The organism is Blautia sp. NSJ-175, from assembly GCF_022867815.1.
Classification (GTDB): Bacteria; Bacillota; Clostridia; order Lachnospirales; family Lachnospiraceae; genus Blautia; species Blautia celeris.
Map to the genome: position 1 here is coordinate 79317 of NZ_JALIFQ010000020.1, position 24012 is coordinate 103328.

At 49.7% G+C, this 24012-nt stretch carries 20 protein-coding genes and 1 other annotated feature; of the genes, 1 reads left to right on the forward strand and 19 read right to left on the reverse strand.

The genetic code is table 11. From position 1 onward, the window contains the following. Nucleotides 1–54: 54 nt before the first annotated feature. From rpoZ to MUB35_RS23850, 4 genes are read right to left on the reverse strand one after another with little or no spacing between them, the layout of a single operon-like run. Nucleotides 55–315, reverse strand: a complete 261-nt coding sequence (rpoZ, locus tag MUB35_RS23835; protein WP_033140324.1) for a DNA-directed RNA polymerase subunit omega — start codon at nt 313–315, stop codon at nt 55–57. 3 nt (nt 316–318) lie between these two features. Continuing rightward, nucleotides 319–951, reverse strand: coding sequence for a guanylate kinase (gene gmk / locus MUB35_RS23840; protein WP_033140325.1), 633 nt, complete (start codon nt 949–951; stop codon nt 319–321). Next, complete coding sequence (locus MUB35_RS23845) at nt 944–1216, reverse strand: DUF370 domain-containing protein (protein ID WP_033140326.1); 273 nt, start codon at nt 1214–1216, stop codon at nt 944–946. The genes gmk and MUB35_RS23845 overlap by 8 nt, the downstream gene beginning before the upstream one ends. Nucleotides 1217–1229: 13 nt before the next feature. Then, nucleotides 1230–2108, reverse strand: coding sequence for a YicC/YloC family endoribonuclease (locus MUB35_RS23850; protein ID WP_033140578.1), 879 nt, complete (start codon nt 2106–2108; stop codon nt 1230–1232). Nucleotides 2109–2315: 207 nt separating this feature from the next. Between MUB35_RS23850 and MUB35_RS23855 the strand changes: the two genes are divergently transcribed. Beyond that, nucleotides 2316–4064, forward strand: a complete 1749-nt coding sequence (locus tag MUB35_RS23855; protein WP_227210178.1) for an Rqc2 family fibronectin-binding protein — start codon at nt 2316–2318, stop codon at nt 4062–4064. A 57-nt stretch (nt 4065–4121) separates the two neighbouring features. On the opposite strand, the gene MUB35_RS23860 is transcribed toward MUB35_RS23855, so the two are convergent. From MUB35_RS23860 to leuS, 15 genes are all read right to left on the reverse strand, one after another. Beyond that, nucleotides 4122–5744 (reverse strand): amidohydrolase, encoded by a 1623-nt coding sequence (locus tag MUB35_RS23860; protein WP_227210177.1) that lies wholly within the window; start codon nt 5742–5744, stop codon nt 4122–4124. Nucleotides 5745–5760: 16 nt separating this feature from the next. Next, the gene (locus MUB35_RS23865) at nt 5761–7455 is read right to left on the reverse strand and encodes a molecular chaperone HscC (protein WP_033140329.1); all 1695 of its coding nucleotides are present in this window, start codon (nt 7453–7455) and stop codon (nt 5761–5763) included. A gap of 21 nt (nt 7456–7476) precedes the next feature. Beyond that, nucleotides 7477–10773, reverse strand: a complete 3297-nt coding sequence (locus MUB35_RS23870; protein ID WP_103730951.1) for a J domain-containing protein — start codon at nt 10771–10773, stop codon at nt 7477–7479. A 19-nt stretch (nt 10774–10792) separates the two neighbouring features. Continuing rightward, nucleotides 10793–12505 (reverse strand): GGDEF domain-containing protein, encoded by a 1713-nt coding sequence (locus tag MUB35_RS23875; RefSeq protein WP_033140331.1) that lies wholly within the window; start codon nt 12503–12505, stop codon nt 10793–10795. Between the two features lie 156 nt (nt 12506–12661). Beyond that, the gene (locus tag MUB35_RS23880) at nt 12662–13114 is read right to left on the reverse strand and encodes a chemotaxis protein CheW (protein ID WP_103730952.1); all 453 of its coding nucleotides are present in this window, start codon (nt 13112–13114) and stop codon (nt 12662–12664) included. Further along, on the reverse strand, nt 13101–15152 hold the full coding sequence (locus MUB35_RS23885; protein ID WP_244806954.1) for a chemotaxis protein CheA: 2052 nt from the start codon (nt 15150–15152) through the stop codon (nt 13101–13103). Before MUB35_RS23885 ends, MUB35_RS23880 begins: the two co-directional genes overlap by 14 nt. 13 nt (nt 15153–15165) lie before the next feature. Further along, nucleotides 15166–16107: a GGDEF domain-containing response regulator gene (locus tag MUB35_RS23890; RefSeq protein WP_244806955.1), complete on the reverse strand. Its 942-nt coding sequence runs from the start codon at nt 16105–16107 to the stop codon at nt 15166–15168. Nucleotides 16108–16133: 26 nt separating this feature from the next. After that, nucleotides 16134–16610 carry a chemotaxis protein CheD gene (locus MUB35_RS23895; RefSeq protein WP_054351218.1) on the reverse strand — a complete coding sequence of 159 codons (477 nt, stop codon included), beginning with the start codon at nt 16608–16610 and terminating at the stop codon, nt 16134–16136. A gap of 1 nt (nt 16611) precedes the next feature. Next, the gene (locus tag MUB35_RS23900) at nt 16612–17226 is read right to left on the reverse strand and encodes a chemotaxis protein CheC (protein WP_244806956.1); all 615 of its coding nucleotides are present in this window, start codon (nt 17224–17226) and stop codon (nt 16612–16614) included. Between the two features lie 18 nt (nt 17227–17244). Then, nucleotides 17245–18921 (reverse strand): methyl-accepting chemotaxis protein, encoded by a 1677-nt coding sequence (locus MUB35_RS23905; RefSeq protein ID WP_033140579.1) that lies wholly within the window; start codon nt 18919–18921, stop codon nt 17245–17247. A gap of 14 nt (nt 18922–18935) precedes the next feature. Then, nucleotides 18936–19307, reverse strand: coding sequence for a response regulator (locus MUB35_RS23910; protein WP_033140337.1), 372 nt, complete (start codon nt 19305–19307; stop codon nt 18936–18938). Nucleotides 19308–19311: 4 nt separating this feature from the next. After that, a complete protein-coding gene (locus tag MUB35_RS23915) occupies nt 19312–20136 on the reverse strand; it encodes a CheR family methyltransferase (protein ID WP_244806957.1) in 825 nt (274 codons plus the stop codon). Next, a complete protein-coding gene (locus MUB35_RS23920) occupies nt 20129–20449 on the reverse strand; it encodes a hypothetical protein (RefSeq protein ID WP_148391475.1) in 321 nt (106 codons plus the stop codon). The genes MUB35_RS23915 and MUB35_RS23920 overlap by 8 nt, the downstream gene beginning before the upstream one ends. Next, entirely contained in the window at nt 20437–20832 is a 396-nt protein-coding gene (locus MUB35_RS23925) for a chemotaxis protein CheW (protein ID WP_244806958.1), read from the reverse strand. The genes MUB35_RS23920 and MUB35_RS23925 overlap by 13 nt, the downstream gene beginning before the upstream one ends. A gap of 235 nt (nt 20833–21067) precedes the next feature. Continuing rightward, the gene (leuS, locus tag MUB35_RS23930; protein WP_244806959.1) at nt 21068–23482 is read right to left on the reverse strand and encodes a leucine--tRNA ligase; all 2415 of its coding nucleotides are present in this window, start codon (nt 23480–23482) and stop codon (nt 21068–21070) included. Nucleotides 23483–23574: 92 nt separating this feature from the next. Beyond that, nucleotides 23575–23805, reverse strand: a binding site (T-box leader). Between the last annotated feature and the right edge of the window lie 207 nt (nt 23806–24012).

The following is a 24012-nucleotide window of genomic DNA, read 5'->3' on the forward strand; positions in this document are numbered from 1 at the left end:
CTTGTCAGTAATGGTAGAAAGGACTGCCCGCATCTGGCGGCAGTCCCTGTAAATTTAGTTCTCTGTTGTCTCCTCTTCCTCCTGGAAATCATCCGGCAGGATTTTTACCTTGCCCTGATAAATCTCTTCCACTGCTGTGGACAGAGGTTTTTTGCCTGATGAGTGAACCATGGCCTCACGGCCTGCAATAAGCTGTCTGGCTCTCTTGCTGGTAGCCAGTACAACAGAGTAACGGCTGGTGACTAACGGTTCGTCCTCGATATTGCCCTCCTCGTTGATTGCGTCCATTAATTCTGTGTAAGACGGATGTATCATATCTCATTCTCCTTTCGCAAATACTGCTACTTCACTGGTTATTTTTTCTATAAAAGGCGCACTGTTTTTCACAGTGTTGTGCTGGCTTTGAATAATGCTGTGCATCCTGTCAACGCATTCTTCCAGATCGTCATTGATGAGCACATAATCATAAAGCGGCATTCCCTTGGCTTCCTCGGATGCCCTGCGAAGCCTGGATTCTATGACCTCAGGTGTTTCGGTCCCCCTGTCTGTCAGCCGCCGCTTCAGCTCCATGGCAGAAGGCGGTGTGACAAACATCAGCAGGGTATCCGGCATCTTTTCTTTCACCTTGAGTGCTCCCTGTATCTCAATTTCCAGGATCACATCCCTGCCTGCGGCAAGCTGCTTTTCCACGTATGCCTTTGGTGTACCGTAATAGTTTTCCACATACTGGGCATATTCAATCAATGCATCCTGGGAAATCAGCTCCTCAAACTCTTCTTTTGAATGGAAGAAATATTCTCTTCCATGCTCCTCGCCCTCCCGCGGTGCCCTGGTGGTCGCGGAAATAGAAAGGGAGTACGTATCATACTTCTCCAGAAGCCGTTTCATAAGCGTCCCTTTACCCGCGCCGGAAAATCCGGAGACCACGGTTAAAATTCCTCTGTTATCCATCCTGTTCCCCTTTTAGATCATTTTCGTAAAACGTGCCGAAACGTTTTGCAATGGTTTCCGGCTGCAGGGCTGAGAGGATCAGCATCTCACTGTTGGTGATGATCACTGCCTTTGTCTTGCGGCCCTGCGTGGCGTCAATGGATTTGCCGGACTCTTTTGCTGACTGCACCATGCGCTTGATGGGCGCCGCGTCCGGGCTTACAACTGCCACCACTTTGTCTGTGTTCACTACATTGCCGAAACCGATATTGATTAATTTAGACATATTCCTCCTGCCTTTATTCAATATTCTGAATCTGTTCCCGGATCTTCTCTATCTCTGTTTTTAAGTCAATGGCAAGATTGGAAGTCTCCAGGTCATTGGCCTTGGATAAAATGGTATTTGCCTCACGGTTCATCTCCTGGGCAATAAAGTCAAGCTTCCTGCCGATGCCGTCCTCCTGCTCCAGTACATCCTTCATATGGGAGATATGGCTCTTTAAGCGAACGGTTTCCTCGTCCGTGCAGATCTTATCCGCAAAGAGGATCACTTCCGCCGCAATGCGGCTCTCCTCTATCTGGGTATCCTGCAGAAGTTCTGCCACCTTATTCTCCAGCTTTTCTCTGTATTCACGGAGAATCTCAGGAGAACGCGCCTCCACCTGCTCTACCTTGCTGTACATGCCGTCCAGCTTTTCCAGAATGTCATTCTTCAGATGTCCGCCCTCTTTGATCCTGGTATCCACAAACCGGCGGGCAGCCTCCCGCAGAACTTCCTCCAGGGAACTCCACAGTTCTTTTTCATCCACCGTCTGTTCTTCCATGGTGAACACCTCCGGGCAGCTTAGAAGCCTGGACGTTCTTATGTCATTTTCCAGATGAAATTCTTCACTCATCTGCTGTAAGTATTCTAAATATTGTCCTGCAATTTCCCTGTTGTATTTTACGGAAACACGGGACTGGGTGTAGTCCTCATAGGCGATGAAGAGGTCCACCTTGCCGCGCTGGAGATATTCTTTCAATACGGCACGTATGGAAGCCTCGAAACTGCTCAGCTTCTTGGGCATGCGTATATTGATATCCAGATAGCGGTGATTTACGGATTTCATTTCAACCGTAACTTTTCTTTCTTCGTCAATCACCTCGGCTCTTCCAAAGCCTGTCATGCTCTTGATCATGTCATTCTCTTTTCTGCTGTTCTTATTTGCACATAGCATAAATCTGTTACTGTCCGCAAAGCTGTATATGGCTGCTTTTTGGATAGTGACATAAACATACATGGTTATTATAAAGCAATCACAATTTCCAGTCAAATCTTTTTTTCATTTGCTTTGTGTTTCCATTTCGTATATAATCGTGATAGCGGAATCGGAAGGAGAATTTATATGGCTTTTGACGGAATTACCATTGCAAATATAGTAAAAGAATTAAATGAAACGATTGTGGGCGGCAAAATAAACAAGATTGCCCAGCCCGAGGCGGATGAGCTTATCCTCACCATAAAAAATAACAGGACACAGTACCGGCTGCTCATATCAGCCAGCGCCTCCCTGCCTCTGATCTATTTTACGGACAAGAACAAAGTAAGCCCTCTCACAGCGCCGAATTTCTGTATGCTGCTGCGCAAGCATGTGGGAAGCGGCAAGATCACGGCAGTGACCCAGCCGGGGCTGGAGCGTGTCATTGAGATCCGAATAGAACATTTAAATGAACTTGGAGATCTGTGCTTTAAAACCCTGGTGGTGGAGATCATGGGCAAGCACAGCAATATTATTTTCCTCAATGAGGAGCGCATGATCCTGGACAGCATCAAGCATGTATCCCTGAATATGAGCTCTGTCAGGGAGGTTCTTCCGGGAAGAGATTATTTTATTCCGCAGACTCAGGACAAGAAGAATCCCCTTGCTGTCACAGAGGAAGAATTTTATGCGGCGGTGTACGGAAAGCCTTCCAATATAGCCAAGGCCATCTATACCTCTCTTACAGGGTTAAGCCCCGCAGCCGCGGAGGAGATCTGCGCCAGAGCAGGCATACACGGAAGTGACCCTGCAGACGGGCTTTCCGGGCAGGAGAAGGAACGGGTCTTCCAGGCGTTTTCACGCTTTATGGAGGATGTAAAAGTGGGGCGCTTTACTCCCAATATTGTGTACAGCCCCTCCGGGGAACCGGTGGAATTCGGAGCTGTTCCCCTCACCCAGTATACGGATTATACAGTCAGGGAATACGATTCCATCTCCCAGGTCCTGGAGCAGTATTATGCCCAGAAAAATATCATTACCCGTATGCGTCAGAAATCCGCGGACCTGCGGAAAATTGTCCAGACCGCCCTGGACCGCAACTGGAAAAAATTCGACCTGCAGACAAAACAGATGCAGGACACGAAAAAAATGGACAAATACAAAGTCTATGGGGAGCTGATCAACACATACGGCTATAACCTGGAGGAGGGCTGTAAATCCTTCCGGGCACTGAATTATTATACCAATGAGGAGATCACCATTCCCCTTGACCCCACCATGACCCCTCAGGAAAACTCCAAGAAATACTTTGACAGGTACAATAAGCTGAAACGTACCGCACAGGCTCTGGAGGAACAGTTAGCGGACACAGAAAGTGAGATCCGCCACCTGGAATCCATTCAGGCTGCCCTGGACATTGCCCAGCAGGAAAGCGACCTGTCCCAGATTAAGGAGGAACTGACGGAATACGGGTATATCAAGAAGCACTATACCGGCGGCAAAAAGAAAATGCAGGCCAAATCAAAACCCCTGCATTATATATCCAGCGACGGCTATCACATTTATGTGGGAAAAAATAATTACCAGAACGAAGAACTCACCTTTAAATTCGCCACAGGAGGTGACTGGTGGTTCCATGCCAAGAAAATGGCAGGCTCCCATGTGGTGGTAAAGTCCAACAATGAAGAGCTGCCTGACCGTACCTTTGAGGAGGCAGGCCGTCTGGCCGGGTATTATTCCAGCGGACGCACTGCCCCCAAAGTGGAGATTGACTATATCCAGAAAAAACACGTGAAAAAGCCAAACGGCTCCAAGCCCGGCTTTGTGGTGTATTATACCAACTACTCCCTGATCATAGAACCGGATATCACAGGCATCCGGCTGGTGGAAGACTAAAAAGGGCTGAAGGAAGGGTCTGACGGGTAATCACAGACAGAAACAAGAGATTCCGGGTCAGAGGGTGTCCCTTCGGTAAATGACATCCCCGTCCTTTATCGTTGCCAGCACTCGGATATCCCGGATCTGCATTTTGTCCTTTTCCAGCGGATTTTCAGACAGGATCACAAAATCCGCTCTCTTGCCCGGGGCGATGCTGCCTCTCTCCCGCTCTTCAAAATACTGGTATGCCGTGTTCACGGTGACTGCTTTCAGCGCATCTGTCACAGAGATGCGCTCTTTGCTGCCCAGTACTTTTCCGTTCTTTGTGCATCGGTTTACAGCGCACCATACGGTCTCCAGCATATCCGGTTCAATGACAGGGGCGTCCTGGTGGAAGGTATAGGCAATGCCCTCTTTTTCGGCGGAAGCTGCCGGACTTATATGGGAAGCCCGCTCCATGCCCAAATTATCTGCGTGGATATCTCCCCAGTGGTACACATGTCCGGCAAAGAAGGAGGGGATCATTCCCATGGCCTTCACATTTGGTATCTGGTCAAGTCCGAGAAGCTGCGCGTGTATCATAACCGGACGAATATCCGCGGGAAGCGTCTTTCCTTCCGCGGCGGCAGCTTTCTCGAAAACACGGATATACTGTCCGCAGGCAGCGTCCCCATTGCAATGGGCCAGGATCTGCATGTGTTCCTCCAGAGCACGGCGCACAAAGGCGCAGACCTCCTCATCTGTGTGTACCGGATATCCCCGGTATCCCTCTTTTTCCGGTCCTGACGTATAGGGCATTCTAAGCCAGGCTGTTCTGCCCTGAGGCGAGCCGTCCAAAAAGATTTTATATCCCCCTATTTTAAAATGCCGGAGGAATCCCTCTCTGTGTTTCCCCATAGCTTCCAGAAATTTTCCGGCACCTTTCATGTCCAGATACCCCACCACGTCCAGCTTCAGGATTCCTGACTCCACGATTTTCTGATAGAGAGGAAGCATCTCATCCACCACCAGTCCCTCCTGGATCAGGGTGATCCCATGGGAGGCGTATCTCTTTTGTGCCTTTTCCACAGCATCCATAAATTCTTCCGGTGAGGGAAGCGGAATCTTTTTCTGAAACTCCACAAAGGCGTTCTCCTCCATATATCCTGTGGGGATATGGTCCTGCACAGCAATCTTTCCTCCCGGTATTTCCTGTACCGCCCCATTTCCATCCATGGAAATGCCGAGACGCAGAAGTGCTTCTGTGTTAAAGACACCCATATGGCCGGACTGGTGGGTGATCACCAGGGGATTGTCCGGGGCTGCCTCATCCAGAAGGTGTCTGTCAGGATGGAATCTCTCCTCCAGAAAATTGTGGTCATATCCCTTTCCTGTCAGCCATTTCCCCTTCTCCACATGCCTGACAGCGATATATTCCCGCACCCGTTCCGCAATTTCCCGGAAACTTTTGGTACCATCCAGGGAAATCTGCAGTTCCCCGTTGGCGCAGGCCATAAAATGGCTGTGAGCATCCAGAAAGGCGGGCATCATGGTCCGCCCCTCCAGATCCACCCGTTCTGTGTCCGCACCGGCACAAGCCTCCACAGCCGCTTTTCTTCCCACTGCCGCTATCCTGCCGTCCTTTACAAGTACCGCCTCCGCGTACATCTGTTTTTCCATTGTCAGGATGATTCCGTTCGCATATAGTTTCTGTCCCATTTTCATACCTCCGGGTTTATAGATTATCTTCTTCTACTTCTTCCATTATCTGCGAAAAATGTTTCGCCGCTTCTTCTATTTTACCCCGGTCTCTGGTATTTAACACCATTTCAAATTTCTGCAGCTCATATTCCATCCGCCGCCGGTTCTCACCCACAGTTTCCTCATAAAGGCGCTCCCCTTTCAGAAGCAGCAGACGGTTCTCCTCCTGCTCTCTCGGATGGATCTTCAGGTAGGAGAGTTCCTTCATACGGGCTTCGATCTCATTGTCCGTCATTTCATTTTCACGGCCCTTAATGATCCGGCGCTGCTTCTGTCCGCTGGATGTGACGCATACCTCCACCTCCAAAATCGAGTTGATGTCATAGGTGTAGGTCACATCCACACTCTCCTCCCCGGCCTTGTTCTTCGGCACCTCAATATCCAGTTCTCCTAAAAGGAGATTGTTTTCCGCATATCGGCTCTCACCCTGCAGAACACAGATACGGACACGTTCCTGATCATCGTGCATGGTATAAAAACGCTCCGTACGGCTGGCCGGGATCACTGTATTCCGCTCTATGATCGGACAGAAATGCCCCTCATCTATCCTGCCGTCCTCCAGCCGCACAGACACCTCTGTTCCAAGCGTAAAGGCACACACATCGGTTAAAATCACTTCCCGGACTGCCTCCTGCCGTTCCTTCATGGCTCCCTGGATGGCAGCTCCCAGAGCCACCGCCTCGTCAGGATTCATGGCTGTATCAGGGAATTTTTTGAACATGCGGATAATAAAATCCCTCACAACAGGAAGTCTGGTGGCCCCGCCTACCAGCACGATCTCATCAATATCCGACAGCTTTACATGGGCATCTGACAGGCTTCTCTGTACCGGCTTCCTGATCTTTGCAAGAAGCGGTTCGCACATCTTTTCGTATTCCTTCAGGGTAATCGCAAGAGGCCTTTCCTCCCCGTCTATTCTGCAGTTCATGGTTCCTGACGCTGCCCGGCTGTAGGACAGCTTACAGGCCTCTGCCTGCTTGCGGATCTGTCCCAGGGTCTTCTGTGTCAGCGCTGTAAGCTTCAGCCCCATCTTATCCATATAATGCTGCACCAGCAGCTCTGTGAAATCCTCACCGCCCAGATAGTTGTCTCCTGCCACTGCCCGGACCTCCAAAATATTCTCGAACAGCTCCAGGATGGATACGTCAAAGGTTCCGCCGCCAAGATCGAATACCAGAAATTTTGTGTTTTTCTGTTTCTCGTACAGTCCGTAGGCAATGGCTGCGGCTGTTGGCTCGCTGATGATCCGTTCTACTTTCAGACCTGCCAGCTCCCCGGCTCTCTTCGTGGCCTTCCGGCGTTTGTCATCAAAATACGCGGGTACACTGATGACCGCCTCCTCCACGGTTTCCTGAAGGAACGCCTCCGCGTCCTCCTTCAGGGAACGCAGAACAAAGGAAGACAGATCCTGGGCCGTAAAGTCTCTTGCTCCCAGCCGGTACTTCCTGTCACTTCCCATATCGCGCTTAAAGACAGAGGCAGTCATCTGCGGATATAAAAAACCACGTTCCTTTGCTGTCTCTCCCACAAATACCTGGTCATTTTCATCCACACTCACCACGGACGGCGTTAAATGCCTGCCCAGACGGTTGGGGATAATTCTCGGCCCGTCTTCCGTAAAATATGCTGCCAGACTGTTTGTTGTACCCAAATCTATTCCAATTATCAATTCTTCTGTTCCTTTCTGTCACTACATCCTTCTGCACCCGTAATCTGCCTGTATGTTGAGAAAACCGCTTTCTTTGAGTCTTGCGTAGTAGTCAAAGGCCTGCTGCCTCTCCCCCGTAAATTCACAGATCAGGGCCATGAGATGAAGGGCTTCCGCACACATTCCTCCCTGCTGCCCGCAGCAGACATCTTCACATTTTGGGGCATCCGCCATAAGCTCTGCCTGTTTGAAAGCCTCTTCCGTCCTGCCGGTAAAGAGGCAGAGAAGCCCCAGCTCGTACAGACGCTTTCTCCGGTATTTCCATTTGATCAGGGACGCCTCCCCAAACGTTGACTGCCAGACAGCCAAAAGCGCCTCTGCTGTCTTACCCGCCTTTGCCGGCTTCTTGGTTCTCATATAAATCTCAGCCGCCAGAAAACCTGCTTGGAAATATTCCGAAGAGCCGGCTTTTGCCTCCTTCAGAACACTTTTTGCCAGCTTCAGCGCCTCCCGGTTCTTTTCCAGAAGATAGCAGGCGTTGTATGCGGCCAAAAGCTTTGCCCTGCACGAATACGTTTTCTCCTTCTGGATATCCCGAAGACAGATACGCACCTTGCCGCCCTCCCCCAGTCTATAATAAACCTGGGCCTTTCGGTACAGCACCTCCTGTTCCCTGTCATAGGCCTGCCCGATCCAGTAAAAGGCTGCGTTTAAGTTCCCGAGCCTTATATATACCTCGATGAGGGATTCTTTCGGAGAGCGTCCATTGGGAAACTGTTTCTGGTGTTTCAGATAATATGCCTCCGCCTCAGCAAGACATCCGGTTTCCATACAGCAGTCCCCCAGATTGCCGTACACACGGACCATGTCCTCCTCTTTCAGCAGCGCTTCCGCCTTTTTCCCGGCCTCAACCGCCCTGTCATATTCCCCCATCATTCTGAGGCAGACACAGATATTGTTGTATGCATACACATTCTCAGGCTCCAGGCGCAGTGCCTCCTCAAAATCATGCACTGCCCTGCAGTAATAGGCGCAGGCCATGTGAAGCAGTCCCCGCTCCACATAGTAATATGCCTCAGGCTGCAGCTGGATCTGCCTGTCCGCATAGATAAGCGCTTTCCCGTAAAAGGCCGGGTCTTCCTTCTCCTCCAGAAGGTCCCTGTAGATTTCCGCCAGCTTGCAGTTCGCCCGCCCGTTTTCCGGGTCAATCTCCAGGGTCTTTTTCAGATAGGCAGCCGCCTGCTCCATTTGTCCAAGACGATGGAAACACTCCCCGATACGGAACATGACCATATCCCCCTCGGGAAACGCCGTCTCGCAGGACATAAGAACCTCCAGTGCCTCCTGATATTTTTCCAGTTCATATAAAAAATTCCCTTTCATCCATTTAAAAAAAGGCCGGTTATCCTCTGCCAAAGCTCTGTTGATATACGCAAGCGCTGCTTTTCCGTCGCCCATATTATTCTGCAGACGGGCAGATTCCGCGTAAATCTCCGCCCGGATTTTACCATTTTCCGGATTGCCTTCCAATTGGGCAAGAAGAGAAGCTGCGTCATCCAAAACCTGTTCCGCGTCGGCTCTTGTCTCTGCCAGCCGGCTGCATGCGCGCAGGCGGAAAAGGGAGAGCTTTGGTGTGGAAATCTCTGCACTTTCTGCTTGTTTCATGATATCCAGCACATCCTCATACTGCCCTGTACTGTCAAAGACCTCTGCGGTCATCTCGTATAAGGGCGGATAAGCTGCAAATATTTTCCTGGCTTCATAAAAATCATGAATGACTCCCTGCCCGTCTTTTAAGGCCAGCAGCGCCTCCATCCGGTTCACATACCCCCAGAAATTTTCCGGTTCCAGCTCCAGAAGCCTGTCGCAGGCCTCCCGGGCCTCACGGCTTAACTTCATCCGGTTCAAAAGAAGTGCTTTCTGCAGGTAGGTATCCGCGTTCTGATCATAAAAGGCAATGGAGGTCTCCAAAAGCTTCAGCGCATGTTCATCCTGCTGCCCGGTCTGCATCCAGGCCCGGCCCATAATGTAGTAAGCCGCTGCGATCCGCTCCGGTACCCGCAGCTTCTCCTCCTCGGAAAGGGACGGCTCCTCCCTGCGGATGCTCTGTATCCAGGCATTTCCCTCCTCCTCAGACTTTTCCGGCATGCCTGCCGCAAAATAAAGCCGTTCCAGCACACTGTGGTAGCCGGTTTCATTCTTCATATCCGGCGTCACACCGGTAAGGCAGGCGATTCCCGCCTCATTCTCCTCATTTTGGAGATAACACCAGGCTAGCTCAATGTAATCCTCTGTTCCTGCTGCCTGCCGGCTGATCATTTCTTTGTACTCTGCGATCAGACGGGTGTTTATCTCTTTTAAACACTCCAGCATCTCCGGGTCCCGGGAGTTGACGCGGCTGGCACTGCTGATACATTCCTTTGCCTTTTTGTACCGGCCTTTTCCCGCATAATATTTCCCCAGGCGAAGATTGGTCACAAAGTGCTCCGGGAAACGGCTGCGTATCTTTTCATAGGCCGCAGCCGCCCGGTCCAAATCTCCATATTCCCACTGAATTCCCCCTCCGAGAATCAGGATCCTAATCTCATCCGGGTACTTTTCCAGAAGATGGGACGCCGTCTCATAAGCCTTTTCCTTTTCCCCTTTCAGCATCATGATCCTGGCCTTCTCCATCTCAGCCAGGGGATGACAGATCTCCAGTGCCTCCATGCTCTTTAACAGCTCTTCGGCGCGCTCTGTATTTCCCTCCTCCACGGCCTCATAGAGCTGAAAATAAGTGGCTGTCCAGGTATCATAATCCCCGTCATCCCTGCCCTCAAAATATTCATAGGGAAAATGTATCTCCCCGTGTATCTGGCTTAACATATACCGGACAAATTCCGCGGGCAGATGCTCCTCAAACTCTGCCTGTTCCTCCTCGATAAGAAAATGCCGGTCCAGTATCCTCCAGATATCCGGCAGAAGCCTGAAATGTACAGCCAAAAACCCGAAGAGTTTTTCCCTGACCTCCTCCGCGTCTGCCAGGCTCTGGCACACATCTGCCCGAAGCAGTTCTTTCCAGCATTCCGGGTCCATCCTCCGGGAAAAGGAGTGATAGACTGCCTCCACCTGCTCCATCCAGAGATCTGTCTCTGTCTGTGCCTCCTGCTTCTGCGTATCCTCTTTCTCAGTGCGGGAATACTGTGCTGCCGTCTCATATGCCCGGCGCAGCCTCTTAAAGCCCTCAGGATTGTCTTCCGGGTTGTTGTCCGCCAGAAGTCTCCGGTAAGCCTGCCTGATACACGCTTCGTCCTTTGATGGCTCTGTTCCCAATATGTGAAATGCTTCTTTATAATCCATATGCTCCTCCTGCCGCCCCTCACGCTTCCTCTTCTGTCCGTTCCTGCTTCATCTGCATCTTGCAGATGTACATTTTTTTATCCGCGCAGATGAACGCCTTGTCAATCCCTTCCTCTCCGCTTTTTACATATCCGTAAGCAGCGGAAAAGGTAAATGCGTACTCTTTGTCAGCTTCCTTTACATCACTTAAAAAATGCCGGATGCGCTGCCTGAATATCTCATCCTTCTCCCCTTCCGCCAGAACACAGAACTCATCCCCGCCGATTCGATATGTGTGGAGCGGCTGTCCGAAATGCCGGTCCAAAAGCTGCGCAATGCGGATAATAGCCACATCACCTGCCTTGTGTCCATATGTATCATTGATCTCCTTCAGGCCGTTCAGATCCACGATCATCACGATCGGTCTCTTGTCTGCATCCCCTGTCCTGTATTTTTCCATCTGATTCTCAAAAGCGGTTCTGTTTGGCAGATTCGTAAGGATATCCAGGTAAGCGATCTTTTTCAGCGTCTTGTTCTCAATGATTTGCGTCTGTTCCTCTGAGGACTGTTTGACTACAGAGTATCCCAGGGAACAGACAAAGCAGATCAATCCCGCCTGTGTAAATCCCACATTGCTCTGCATGGTCTTCTCAAAATAAAACCGGTAAATATCCACAGCTCCGAATCCTGCAAACGCAAAGCAAGCTACAAAGACCGACAGGTCTTCGATCTTCTCCCCCCTTGCCTTTTTTCGGATACAAATACCTGCCATTCCCAGTACGATCAGCAGGAAATTTATGTGATTCACAGACACCATCCTGGTGTAATCTGTCACGTCCGCAAACTGCAGAAACTGCATGACAAAATAACAGACAACACAAAACCAGTAGAGTCCCCTCATAAACAGGCTCTTTAAAAAGCTGTCAAAGGTCAGAAGAAAACTGATGGTGAGAATGGGCATCAGTCCGAACAGCAGATAAAGAATGTTCATACTCATCAATATGTTCCCGGTGAAAAGCTGCCCCACGCCTGACTTCAGCAGAATCCATGTACTGGTCACAATGGCGAAGATTCCCAGATACCGGATTCTGCCCACAGTATGGGACTCCCTGAAGAAGAAGCTGCTCATGATCAAAAGCACGCCCATAATGAACAAAAACAGATCCACCAGAAGAGAGACGACCTTCTGCTTTGCCACCATGAAGACAAGGGACGTTTTTGTCCCCAGATATACGATCTCCTGGTTGCCGGAATAGGAGTCATACACACCCCTGGTCTCAATCCGCAGTTCCTTTCCTTCCCAGTCCTCCGGAAGGCGGGTATACTGCCAGGCACTGCCCACAGAGGAGTGTACCGGGGTGCTCTGTCCATATCCGAAGGTATAGAGCAGTTCCCCGTCCAAATATATTTTGATCCGCTGATGAGAGGAGTGGAACATGATCATATTGCAGTAGGAGTCCTGTGCTTCCAGAATCCTTGTATAGGTGACGGGCTCCTCTGCTTCTGCGCTGCTGTCCAGGGGAAGGGCTACCTGCAAGGTCTTTCCGCCGTACTGCATGGTCCAGCCCTCCGCCAGGGCGTATACATTTTCATTGTCAAAGCCAATGGTATTGGACGCAGTCTCTTTATTCATCCAGATAAGAAGCACAATGACCATTGCCAGTATCAGATAAAGAGCAAATACCCGAAGTCTTTCTTTACTTTTTTCCTTCCGTTCTTCTGCCGGTCTTTCCGTATTCTGCCGATTCCTCATAGGCTGCTCCCTCCACTGCCGCTTGCGCAGTTTCTTTTCTCATGCCGCCCAGGCTTTTTATCATTATATCATAAGAAAAAACATAAAAAAACACCAACAGAGCCTGTTTTTTCTCTGTTGGTGCATCATAGGTTACGGTTCACACGGAGCCTCCCGTCATGGATAGAAGACCATACCCTCCAACGTCTTCTCCACATCAATGACGGAGAATAATTTTTGGTCGTACCGGTAAAGCCCTTTTTCTTTCCATCGGTCAGAAGCTGCCACACCCAGGGGGTTGGTTATCTTGTCCGCAGCGGTATAGGAGATGATATACGGCTCTTTGGAAAGACGGATACCCAGAAAATATTTCTGGTGCTTTACGATCACAACGATCACCCGGCTCTCTTCTTCGCTGTCTGTCTCCGGAAGACTCTCCTCCCCTTCTATCCTTATGACAGGTATCATGGCACCTTTGTAGCTGCACACCCCGTCAAAATCCGGGGGCATGCAGGGAATCTTTGATATTTTAAAATCATAGCTGATCTCCACCACACAGGAAAAGTCCACCGCATAATTCTTCCTGCTGCCGGGAAAACAAAGAATTTCATTGATCTCATTCTCGCTCATGGACTGCCTCCTTTGTGAATTTTTCAATCAGGATTTCAATATCAAGAGCAGCACAGATCTTGCCGTTTCCCATGATACTGCATCCGCTGATGCCCGTATGTCTTCGGAAGCCGGGGCCGAACAGGGCGGGAAGCTGCTTTACCACGATCCGCTTCTGTTCATACATGGAGTCAATGATGATGACTCCCTCCCGCTTGGCGCTCTTGACATACACCAGGAGGGCTGTGTCGGGATACTCTCCCTCTATCTGGTAAGCCTCTCTTAAATCCACCAGGGGGAGCATCCGGTTATCATACAGAATATACTTCCTGTCGTTCCTCAGGTGTATATAATCTCTGTTCTCCTCATAGCTCAAAAAGCGCTGCACATATCTGGAGGGAACGGAAAAACGGCATTTTCCCACCCGGAACCTGGTACACTCAATGGTGGCAAGAGACAGGGGAAGCGTGATGGTAAAGGTACTGCCTTTTCCCGCCTCACTCTGGATATACAGATGGCCTCCCGCCTCCTCCAGTATATTCTTCACCACATCAAGGCCCACACCACGTCCGGAATACTCCGTAACCTCCTCGTTGGTGGTAAAACCGGGCGTCAAAATAAGCTCCAGGATCTCCTGGGGATCATACTCCTCCTCCGGTTTTGTGATGAGATGTTTTTCTCTGGCTTTCTCCAGTATCTTTTCCAGGTCTATGCCCCTGCCGTCATCCGCGACAGAGATCATCAGCTCGCCTATGGTATTTTCCGCATTAAAGGTAATGCTTCCTTTTGGGTTCTTGCCTGCCGCTGTCCGCTCTTTCGGATGTTCCAGGCCGTGATCCACCGCGTTTCTGATAATATGGAGCAGGGATTCCGAGACATAGTCCACTACACTTTTATCTGCTTCAATGTCTCCGCAGTTCACGATCAGTTCCGCTTCTTTTCCCTGATCCCTGCAGATATCCCTTAATATCCTCTTCAGCTTGGGAATGACCTTTGACACGGGAACCATGCGCATCTCCATGACCGTGCGCTCCATCTCCTCGATCAGGCGGTTGACCTGATAGGCAGTCCCCTCCCTGACATCATCCATTCCGTGGCTTTTTAACTCTTCGTCCAGTGTCAGCATCAGGATCAAAAGTTCTCCCGACAGGTTTTGAAGCCGGTCCAGCCGGTCTGTACGGACATTGAGAAACTCAACTTCCTTTGTCTCGGCAAGGCTGTCTGCCTTCGGGGGTTTTTTGATCACCTTCGGCTCCGGCTTCTTTACCTCATCCCTTAGGACTTCATAATCCTTTACAAAAAGTCCGCGTTTGACCGCTTCCAGAACTTCCTCTTTTTTGTCGCTCTCAAACCGGATGAAAACTCCGTTTTTATTGATATATTCCGCTCCCTGCTGGGACTTTTCCAGGTCCTGGGGATAACTCTCCACACTGCTGCAGAGATTTCCGATCTGCCTCACGATCATAAACGCGCGGATATTCTCCATGCGGCAGCCCTCTTCAAAACGGATCCGTATGACGACACCGCTTTTCTTTAAGAATATCTCAGGGATTCCCACCTGCACAGGCTCTGCTCTTTTCTCTGCTTTTGCCTCTGCCTCCCCCTTTGTTTGTTCCGGGACGGCAGGCAGCTCAGCCTCAGGCTTTTCCTCCTGGCTCTTCAGGTACTCCGCTATCTTATTCTCTACCTCATTAGTATCCTTTGGGGCATAACTCTCCTCCGGCATCTGCTTTAACTCGCTCTCCACAAAATCAGATACCTTGAACAAAAGGTCAAACAAATCCGGTTTTATACGGCTGATCTCCCCCTTCTGTTCCCTGTAGTAGGAAAAAAGGTCTTCCAGTTTATGCGCCATGCCTGACAGGGCGTGAAGTCCCATCATGGCAGAGGAGCTTTTAATGGTGTGCATGATCCTGAAAACCGTATTGATATCCTTCTCTGAAAACGTCTTATTCTTGTCCGCCTCCAGCAAAACTCCGTTTAACTGTTCCATAAGCTGGCGTGTCTCTAAAAGGTACACTTCCAGCATTTCTTCCGCATCCGCATCGAAATATCCCATATCTGATCACCGCTCACCGTATGTCCTTGTACCAGACACTGCGGTTCTTTCCGTTTCGTTTGCCGTAATAAAGTGCCTTATCCGCACAGTTGACGCTGTCCTCTATCCTGTCAGGTTCCTGGTAGGTGTGAAGTCCCAAAGTCAGCGTGCAGGAGAATTCCCCGTCCGGATGATAGATCCGGAATGCCTCCACTTCCTTTCGGATACGCTCACTGATCTCAAAAGCCTCCTCCTCCGTGACAGCGAAAAGTACAATAAGAAACTCCTCCCCGCCCCACCGGATGACCCTGTGTTCCCTGCACTGCTCCTCTAAAATGTTGGCAATGCACACAAGTGCCGCGTCCCCGGCATCGTGGCCATATGTATCATTGATCCGCTTAAAGTCATCAATGTCCGCCATAATGAGAACTTCTGTGGCTTTCTCCGCATTGTGGTCCTTCATGTCCTCCATGAGGTTGCCGACTACATACCTTCTGTTATACAGACCGGTAAGACCGTCCCGGAAGGCCATAAAGTTCAGTTTTTCCATATTGGTAAGCAGCTCTTTATTCTGTCTGTTCAGTATATCCTTCTGCTTTTTCATTTCCAGATGAGCGTGGACCCTGGACCGCAGCTCCGCAGTGGCGAATGGCTTCTTGATATAGTCGCAGGCGCCCATGGAAAAGCCCTTCACCACATCCTCGTCTTTATCCTTTGAGGTGAGAAAAAGAACCGCTGCTTCCTCCTGCCCCACTTCCTTTAATTTTCCGATCAGTTCGTATCCCTCAATATCAGGGAGCACCACATCTAAAAGGATCAGATCCGGCTGATACTGCATCGCCATATCCACAGCCTCCTGCCCATTGTGTGCCTCGCAGAGAAAAACAGGCTCATCCTTCAGTGCTGTCTGAATTTGTTTACATACCATCAGGCTGTCATCCACAGCCAGAACGATATTCTTACCATTAAAATCCATATCTGCCTCCCATAGCTTTTATCATATCATAATATTACTGTTTTTCTTCTAACCGTTTTCACCTGGACAATGCCGTCATCCGCACAAAACTCTAAGGTTCTTCCGTAATTGGCACCTGTGTCCTCCGCCAGGATACGGATACCTGCCGCGTGCAGCGCCTGCCTGACAGCGGCGGCGTTCTTCTCCCCGATATCCCAGGCGGAGCGGCCGGTACTGAACATTTTAGCCCCGCCGGCGATCTTCGCTGTCAGCCTCCGCTTATCGGCACCGTGTCTCTGCATTTCCATAACCAGTGCAGATATCCCGCTTCCGGCAAACTTATAGGGATTACTTTTTACGGTAGCGCTGTTCTCGTCCGGCAGCACGATATGGGCCATTCCGGCTATTTTTATTCTGCTGTCGTACAGGCAGATGCCCACACAGGACCCCAGTGCATAGGTGACCAGCGTCTGCCCTCTGAAGGCGATTCTGCCCTCGGCAATACCTACTGTAATTTTATCCATTTCATAACTCCTCAAGTTTCCGAAGCAGAACATGCAGAGATTCCATTTCCGGAAGGAACAGAATACGCCCTGAAAAAGTATCGGTATCCATACAGAACAAATTGTCTATCATTAAAAGTTCATCGCTTGTTCTTAAAAAACGTGACGTGGCGGCTGTGAGTATGGCGCCGCCCATATCTATGCTTATCTGGGGAACCGATACATCTATCTCTACATTCATGAGCTGTGACAGGGCTCTGATATAAGAGCCGCACATGATATTCCCCAGTTCCAGGAGCAGGGACTCCTCCATCTCCGTCAGGTTCATAAAGTCAGATACCGTGTCTCCCAGCACAAGGCGTATCACCTGACCGGTAAAGGTCTTATCCAGAAGGAAGAGAAACATACCGTTCACTTCCCCGAAGACCTCCACCATGATCCCGGCAAGCGGTACTTCCGCTTCCGTAATAATTTCCGTTATCTGTTGGAAATGCAGTATACGCAGATTGGGCGTATCAATCTCCAACGGACAGTTCAGAAGCTGTGAAAGGGCACTGACCGCGTTTCCGGTTCCGATGTTCCCCAGCTCCTTTATAAAATCCTCAGACAGTTCCTCCAATTCCACTTCACAATCCATTCTGTTCCCCTTTATCCATCATATCTCAAATTGTTCCACCAGTTCCTTCAGCATCTGAGCCTGGGCAGACAGCTCCTCACTGGCAGCCGCACTCTCCTCAGAGGAGGCGGAATTGCCCTGCACAATATCAGAGATCAGATCCATACTTCTGCGCACCTGCATGATCGCCTCCGCCTGCTGTACGGATAGCTCAGAGATTTCATCCATCATCCGGTTCACTTCCTGTGCCTTCTCAACCGATGTCTTCAAAGACTCCGCTGTTGAGTGAACCGTATTCATTCCCACATTGACCGCCTCTGTATTCTTCTCCACCAGACCGGCTGTAAGCTTGGATGCCTCCGCTGTCTTGGATGCCAGACGGCGCACCTCACCGGCAACCACGGAAAATCCTCTTCCGGCCTCTCCTGCTCTTGCGGCCTCCACAGACGCATTCAGAGCCAGGATATTGGTCTGGAAGGCAATATCCTCAATCTCCTTAACAATTCCGGTGATCTCCCGGGAATTGTTCTTGATCTCTTTTATGGCATCCAGCAGACTTCGCATCTGCTGGTCATTGCTCTCCAGACTGCATCCCACATTATCTGCCAGTCTGCTTGATTTGACCGCCTTGTCCGCGTTGCCGTTGATGCTCTCTGTGATCTCATTGATGCTGACAGCCAGTTCTTCAATGGAGCTGGCCTGCTGGGATGTTCCCTGCGCCAGGGCCTGGGCAGCATTGGATACCTGCTCCGCGCCTCCGGCCACCTGTTCCGCACTGCCGCTGATCTGCTGTATGGCATTGCGCAGAAGACCTCCAATCTCATCCAGAGCGTCCCCCAGAGCTACAAAGTCACCTTTGAACTTTATCTTGGTCCGGTAGTTCAGTTTTCCGTTGCCAAGGGCAGTCATACCTGTCTTAATTTCCGATACATAGATATTGAGGGCCTTCGTGGTCTCCCTGATATTTTCTGCCAGCTGTCCCAGCTCGTTATCGGAGGTATAGGACAAATCTGCCTTGAGCTTCCCGTCTGCCACAGCCTGCGCTGCCTTTTTTATCTCATTGACCGGTCCTAAAATGCTTCTCGTTATGGTAAGCCACAGAACGCAGGTGATCAGAATACAGATAAGTGCCAGTCCCAGGATCATAAACCTGACATTGGTGTTGGAGGTAAGGGAAGTGTTCAGTGTATCTTCCGCATCGTTCACACACTCACCTGTCAATTTGTTGAGCGTATCGTTTACCTTGTCCATCTTCGGCATATACTCACTTACATACAGAGCAAGCGCCTGCTCAGACTTTCCTTGTTCCAGTAGAGTTATGATCTGGTCTCTCGGAATGCCCAGCTCCCTGAACTGTTCGCCCAGTGTTCTGACCTGGGCTGTATCACTGCCGTATCCTGTCTGGAGAAACTCCAGGTCCTTTGCTTCCTCCTGGATCGCCGCTTTCGTCTCAGCCATAAGGGCATCTTCATCCACAATATCTTCCGTTGCTGCCATGATGGTCAGATTCTTTCCTACCAGATGAAGGTTGGATGCCATATTCATGGACGCCTCCACTTTGGCAAAAGGCTGGTTATACAGATCATCCATCTTCTCTGACATATTCTGTATGGTGTGCACAGACACCAAAACTGTCAGGATATATAATACAAGGATAGAGGCAAAGGCAGCGATCAGCTTTGTTCCTATCTTCAGATTCGAGAAATACTTTTTCATTGCGCCCTGTCCTTTCATTTCTCTATTGGAAAACAGCTGTCCACAATCCTTAAAAATTCATCCTTCCTGAACGGCTTCACAATAAAGTCTCTTGCCCCCATCACCACAGCCTTCTGGATCACAGCTTCCTGGCCCATGGCAGAACACATGACAACAGATGCATCGGCATCCTGTGTCAGTATCTCTTCCAGAACCTCCAGACCGGATTTTCCGGGCATGGTGATATCCAAAAGTACAAGGTCCGGGTTGTATTCGCCGAACAGTGCAAGTGCTTCCTCGCCGTCCCTGGCTTCCTCCACGTTGGTATATCCCCCTTCGGCCAAAATTTTCCGGATGGATTTCCTCATAAACATTGCGTCATCCACGATCAAGATTTTCTTTTCCATAAACTCACCTTTGCTTCTCTTTATATTTTTTATATACAGCAGGAAATACCGGCTCCAGCTGGATTTCTCCGCGATTTAAAAGTTCCGCGTGCCCGATCACCAGATATCCCTCCGGTTTCAGACCGGCCTCCAGTTTTTTCACCAGTGTCTCTTTGGCTTTCTTGTCAAAATATATCATGACATTCCTGCAGAAGATCAGATCAAACTGTTCTGTCCCGATACCGGGGGAGAGCAGATTCTGGTTCTGAAAACGGATGTTCTGTTTCAGCCGTTCATCCACACAGTAAGATTTTGTGCCTTCTGCCCGGAAATATTTATTCTTCCACTCAGCCGGCAGTGCCTCTGCTTCCTTTGCCGTATAAATTCCCTTCCGTGCCTTATCCAGCACCTGGTTGGAAATATCCGTTGCCAGGATTCTGTAATTCATCAGGTTCCCTGTCCGTTCCCTGTAATCCTGCAGGATCATGGCAATGGTATAGCACTCTTCTCCTGTGGAGCATCCTGCGCACCAGACGTTTAAAAACCCTCTGCTGTGGTTTTTGGAAAGCTCCGGCAGGATATGGTCACGCAGAATGTTAAAATGGGCCTGCTCTCTCATAAAATATGTATAGTTGGTAGTCAGACGGCTTACCATATTGGAGGAAATCGTCCCGGATGTATCTTTTTTCAAAAGCTCCATATATCTGCCGAAGGTTTCCACACCCTGCTTTTCCAGTTCTTTTGACATACGGCATTCGATCAATGTCTTTTTCTTTTCCAGATTAATACCGTAATTCTGACGCATATATTCCACTATTTCCGCAAATTCTTCTTCTTTCAGCCTAATCACTTTTTCTCTCCCATATTCCGGGTATCACTTCTGTCAATTCTTCCCGGTCAATCTCCCCTTCTCCTGCCACCTGCTCCGCGGCGATCCCCACAGCCATATCACTCTGTGTCTTCATAAGGACTCCGCATTTTGCATCTCTTTCACTTCCCAGACGGTAGTATACGGCAAGGCGGCCTTTATAGACAGAAACACCCAGTATTTCCTCGGCAGCGCCTGGGATCTTCCATATTTTCGGATTCATAAACAGGGTTTCTGTCTTTTCTTTCTCTATATACAGAACCCTGTCCCTGGTTTTCACCTCTATAATTTCCATTGTCTCTCCTTCAGGATCTCCGGCTTCAGCACATAGGCCAGCACCTCACCCTCCTGCTCTTCCGGAAGCAGAACGGCTGCCTCCAGATACCGGTTGGTCTCATTTAATGCAGGTTCTCTCAGAGAGATGAATGCTCTTCTGTCCAGGGTCCGCATTCCCAGCACTCTGTCCGCCAGAAATCCTGCCTTCTCCTCATCTGCAAGGATCAGGTATTCCTGCTGCGTTCCCACACGGCCGGGACTGGTGAGCCCGCCAAAGTCGATCAGGACGGTTCTTCCCTTTTTTTTCGTTCTCTCACTGATTCTGTCCACCCAGGACAGGGGTATGAGATAATGCACTTCATCTGCCTGAAATTCCAGATATTCCAGCTGCTGGTCTCCCATTACGATTCCGCCTTTCCAAATGAATTTCTACTACTTCTATAATACTTTATTGTCGCAAAAAACACAATATAAATATAAAAACAGCGCAGGCTCAGATTTTTTTCTTACCGCCCGCGCTATTATCTGTCAAATCTGTCACAGTCACGTTTCAGTGTAAGCCCCTTTTCATGGACACTGAAACATAAAAGGGGGACGGACCGAAATCACTTCCGGCCGTCCCAAATTACAAAACGTCTTATTTCTGCACAATGTTGATTATTTTTTTCGGAACATAGATCTCTTTTACAATAGTTCCCGTCAGCTTATCGGCAACAGCCTCTTTTCCGGCAGCGATGGCCTCCTCCTTAGATGCCTCCGCGCTGATGCTGATAACAGCTCTTGTCTTGCCGTTGATCTGTACCGGCACTTCGATCTCGTCGTCCTTCATAGCCTCCTCATCTGCCTTAGGCCACTCTGCGTGGAATACAGAATCTTCATGTCCGTATGCCTCCCAGATTTCCTCTGTCAGATGGGGTGCGAAAGGAGCCAGAAGCTTTGCAAAGGTCTCAATAGTCTCTCTGTCAATGCCGCCTGTCTTCTTGGCAAGCTCAATGAGTTTATTGTTGTATTCCATAAAACCGGAGATTACTGTGTTCAGGCTGAAGCTCTCCAGACGCTGTGTGATCTCAAAGACAAGTTTGTGGCGCAGCTTCACCATATCTTTTGTCTCGGATACGCCTGCTTCCAGACTGTCCATAGCCAGCTTCCAGAAACGGTTCAGGAAACGGTACACGCCGTCGATTCCTCTGTCATCCCACTCCGCATCCAGTTCCGGCGGACCTACGAACAGCTCGTAGAGGCGCAGGGAATCACAGCCGTAGTCTCTTACCAGGTCATCCGGGGAAACCACATTGCCTTTGGATTTACTCATCTTAATGCCGTTCTTACCCGTGATCATACCCTGATTGAACAGTTTCTGGAACGGTTCGTCAAAGTCAATAGCTCCGATATCATACAGGAACTTGGTATAGAAACGGGAATACAGAAGGTGAAGAACCGCATGCTCCACTCCGCCGATATACATATCTACCGGCAGGTATTTGTCTGCTTTTTCTTTTGAAACCAGTGCCTCGTCATTTTTGTTGTCCACATAGCGCAGGAAGTACCAGGAGGAACCTGCCCACTGTGGCATGGTGTTGGTCTCGCGTTTTGCGGCAGCTCCGCAGACAGGACAGGTGGTGTTCACCCACTCATCAATGGCTGCAAGCGGTGACTCGCCGGTGCCTGTAGGCTCATAGGATTCCACCTCAGGCAGGGTCAGCGGAAGCTGGTCTTCCGGTACCGGAACATTTCCGCAGTGCGGGCAGTGAATGATCGGAATCGGCTCACCCCAATAGCGCTGGCGGGAGAATACCCAGTCACGCAGCTTATAGTTTACGGTTTTCTTGCCAATGCCCATTTTTTCTATCATGACAGGCGCTTCTTTTTTAAGGACAGAAGACTCCATGCCGTTCCACTCGCCGGAATTGATCATGGTGCCGCTGGCCTCTGTGTAGGCCTCTGTCATATTTTCAATTTCTTTTCCGTCCTTGGCGATAACCTGGATGATCGGAATATTGAATTTTGTGGCAAACTCAAAGTCACGGTCATCATGGGCGGGTACACACATGATGGCACCTGTTCCGTAATCAGCCAGTACGTAGTCAGACAGCCAGATGGGAACCTTTGCGCCGTTTAACGGATTGACTGCATAAGTTCCTGTGAACACACCTGTCTTCTCCTTGTCCTGGAGACGGTCCACGTTGGATTTCATGGAAGCATCGTAGATATATTTCTCCACAGCCTCTTTTGTCTCCGGTGTTGCCAGGGAAGCAGCCAGCTTGTGCTCCGGTGCCAGAACCATGAAGGTTGCGCCGTGAAGGGTATCCGGTCTTGTGGTGTAGACAGTGATCTTTTCGTCTCTTCCGTCCACCGGGAAATCCACCTCGGCTCCGTAGGATTTTCCGATCCAGTCAGACTGCATCTTTTTCACCTTTTCCGGCCAGTCCAGTTTATCCAGGTCGCTTAACAGACGGTCCGCATATTTTGTGATGCGGAGCATCCACTGGCGCAGGTTCTTCTTGGTCACAGTGGAACCACAGCGCTCGCAGCAGCCGTTCACAACCTCCTCATTGGCAAGGCCTGTCTTACAGGACGGACACCAGTTGATGGGGAACTCCTTCTCGTATGCCAGACCCTCTTTGAACATTTTCACAAAGATCCACTGCGTCCATTTGTAGAAGCCCGGATCTGTGGTGTTGACTTCTCTGTCCCAGTCATAGATGGCTGCAATATCGTTGATCTGTTTTTTAATGTTTGCCACATTCTGTGCTGTAGATTTTGCCGGGTGAACTCCCATCTTGATGGCATAGTTCTCAGCCGGAAGGCCGAAAGCGTCCCATCCCATGGGATGAATCAGATAATAGCCCTGCATCATCTTATAGCGGCTCCACACATCAGAGATCACATATCCTCTCCAATGTCCTACGTGAAGACCGTTTCCAGACGGATACGGGAACATGTCCAGACAGTAGTATTTTGGCTTCTGGCCGTCATCTACGTTCACTGGTTTTTCTTCCCAGTTTTTTCTCCATTTCTGTTCAATCGCCTTATGATTATAAGGTACTGCCATAATTTCATTCCTCCTGGTTTTCATTTTCATGCCCGCCCGGGCATCTTAAAGCTTTATGCCAAAGCATAGAAAAAGCCCTTTAGTCACTATACTTTAGAGACGAAAGGGCTTATTTTTCCGTGGTACCACTCTAATTCATCCGCAATGCCGGATGCACTCATTTTGATTCTGTAACGGGAACTCCCGCCCGCACTTACCTGCATGACGACTTTCAGCACGGGAACTCCGAGGCCAGTTCAAAAGCTTCTCTATACTGCCTCACACCAGCCGGCAGCTCTCTGGGATAAAGGACACTCTCTACTACTCCTCATCAAAGTCTCTCTCATATTGGCTATTTGTCATAGACTATCTGTTATTCTACCGATATCGCCAGATTTTGTCAAGACTCTATGCTGTTTCTTCCCAAAAAAAGTTACTGTTCAGAGGTTAGCTGGACATGAGAAAACCGATGGTGTAGACTGATAACAGTCAAAGCCATCGGTTTTCTTATCCAAATATTCTGGATACTCTGTCAAATATATTCGCTGGTT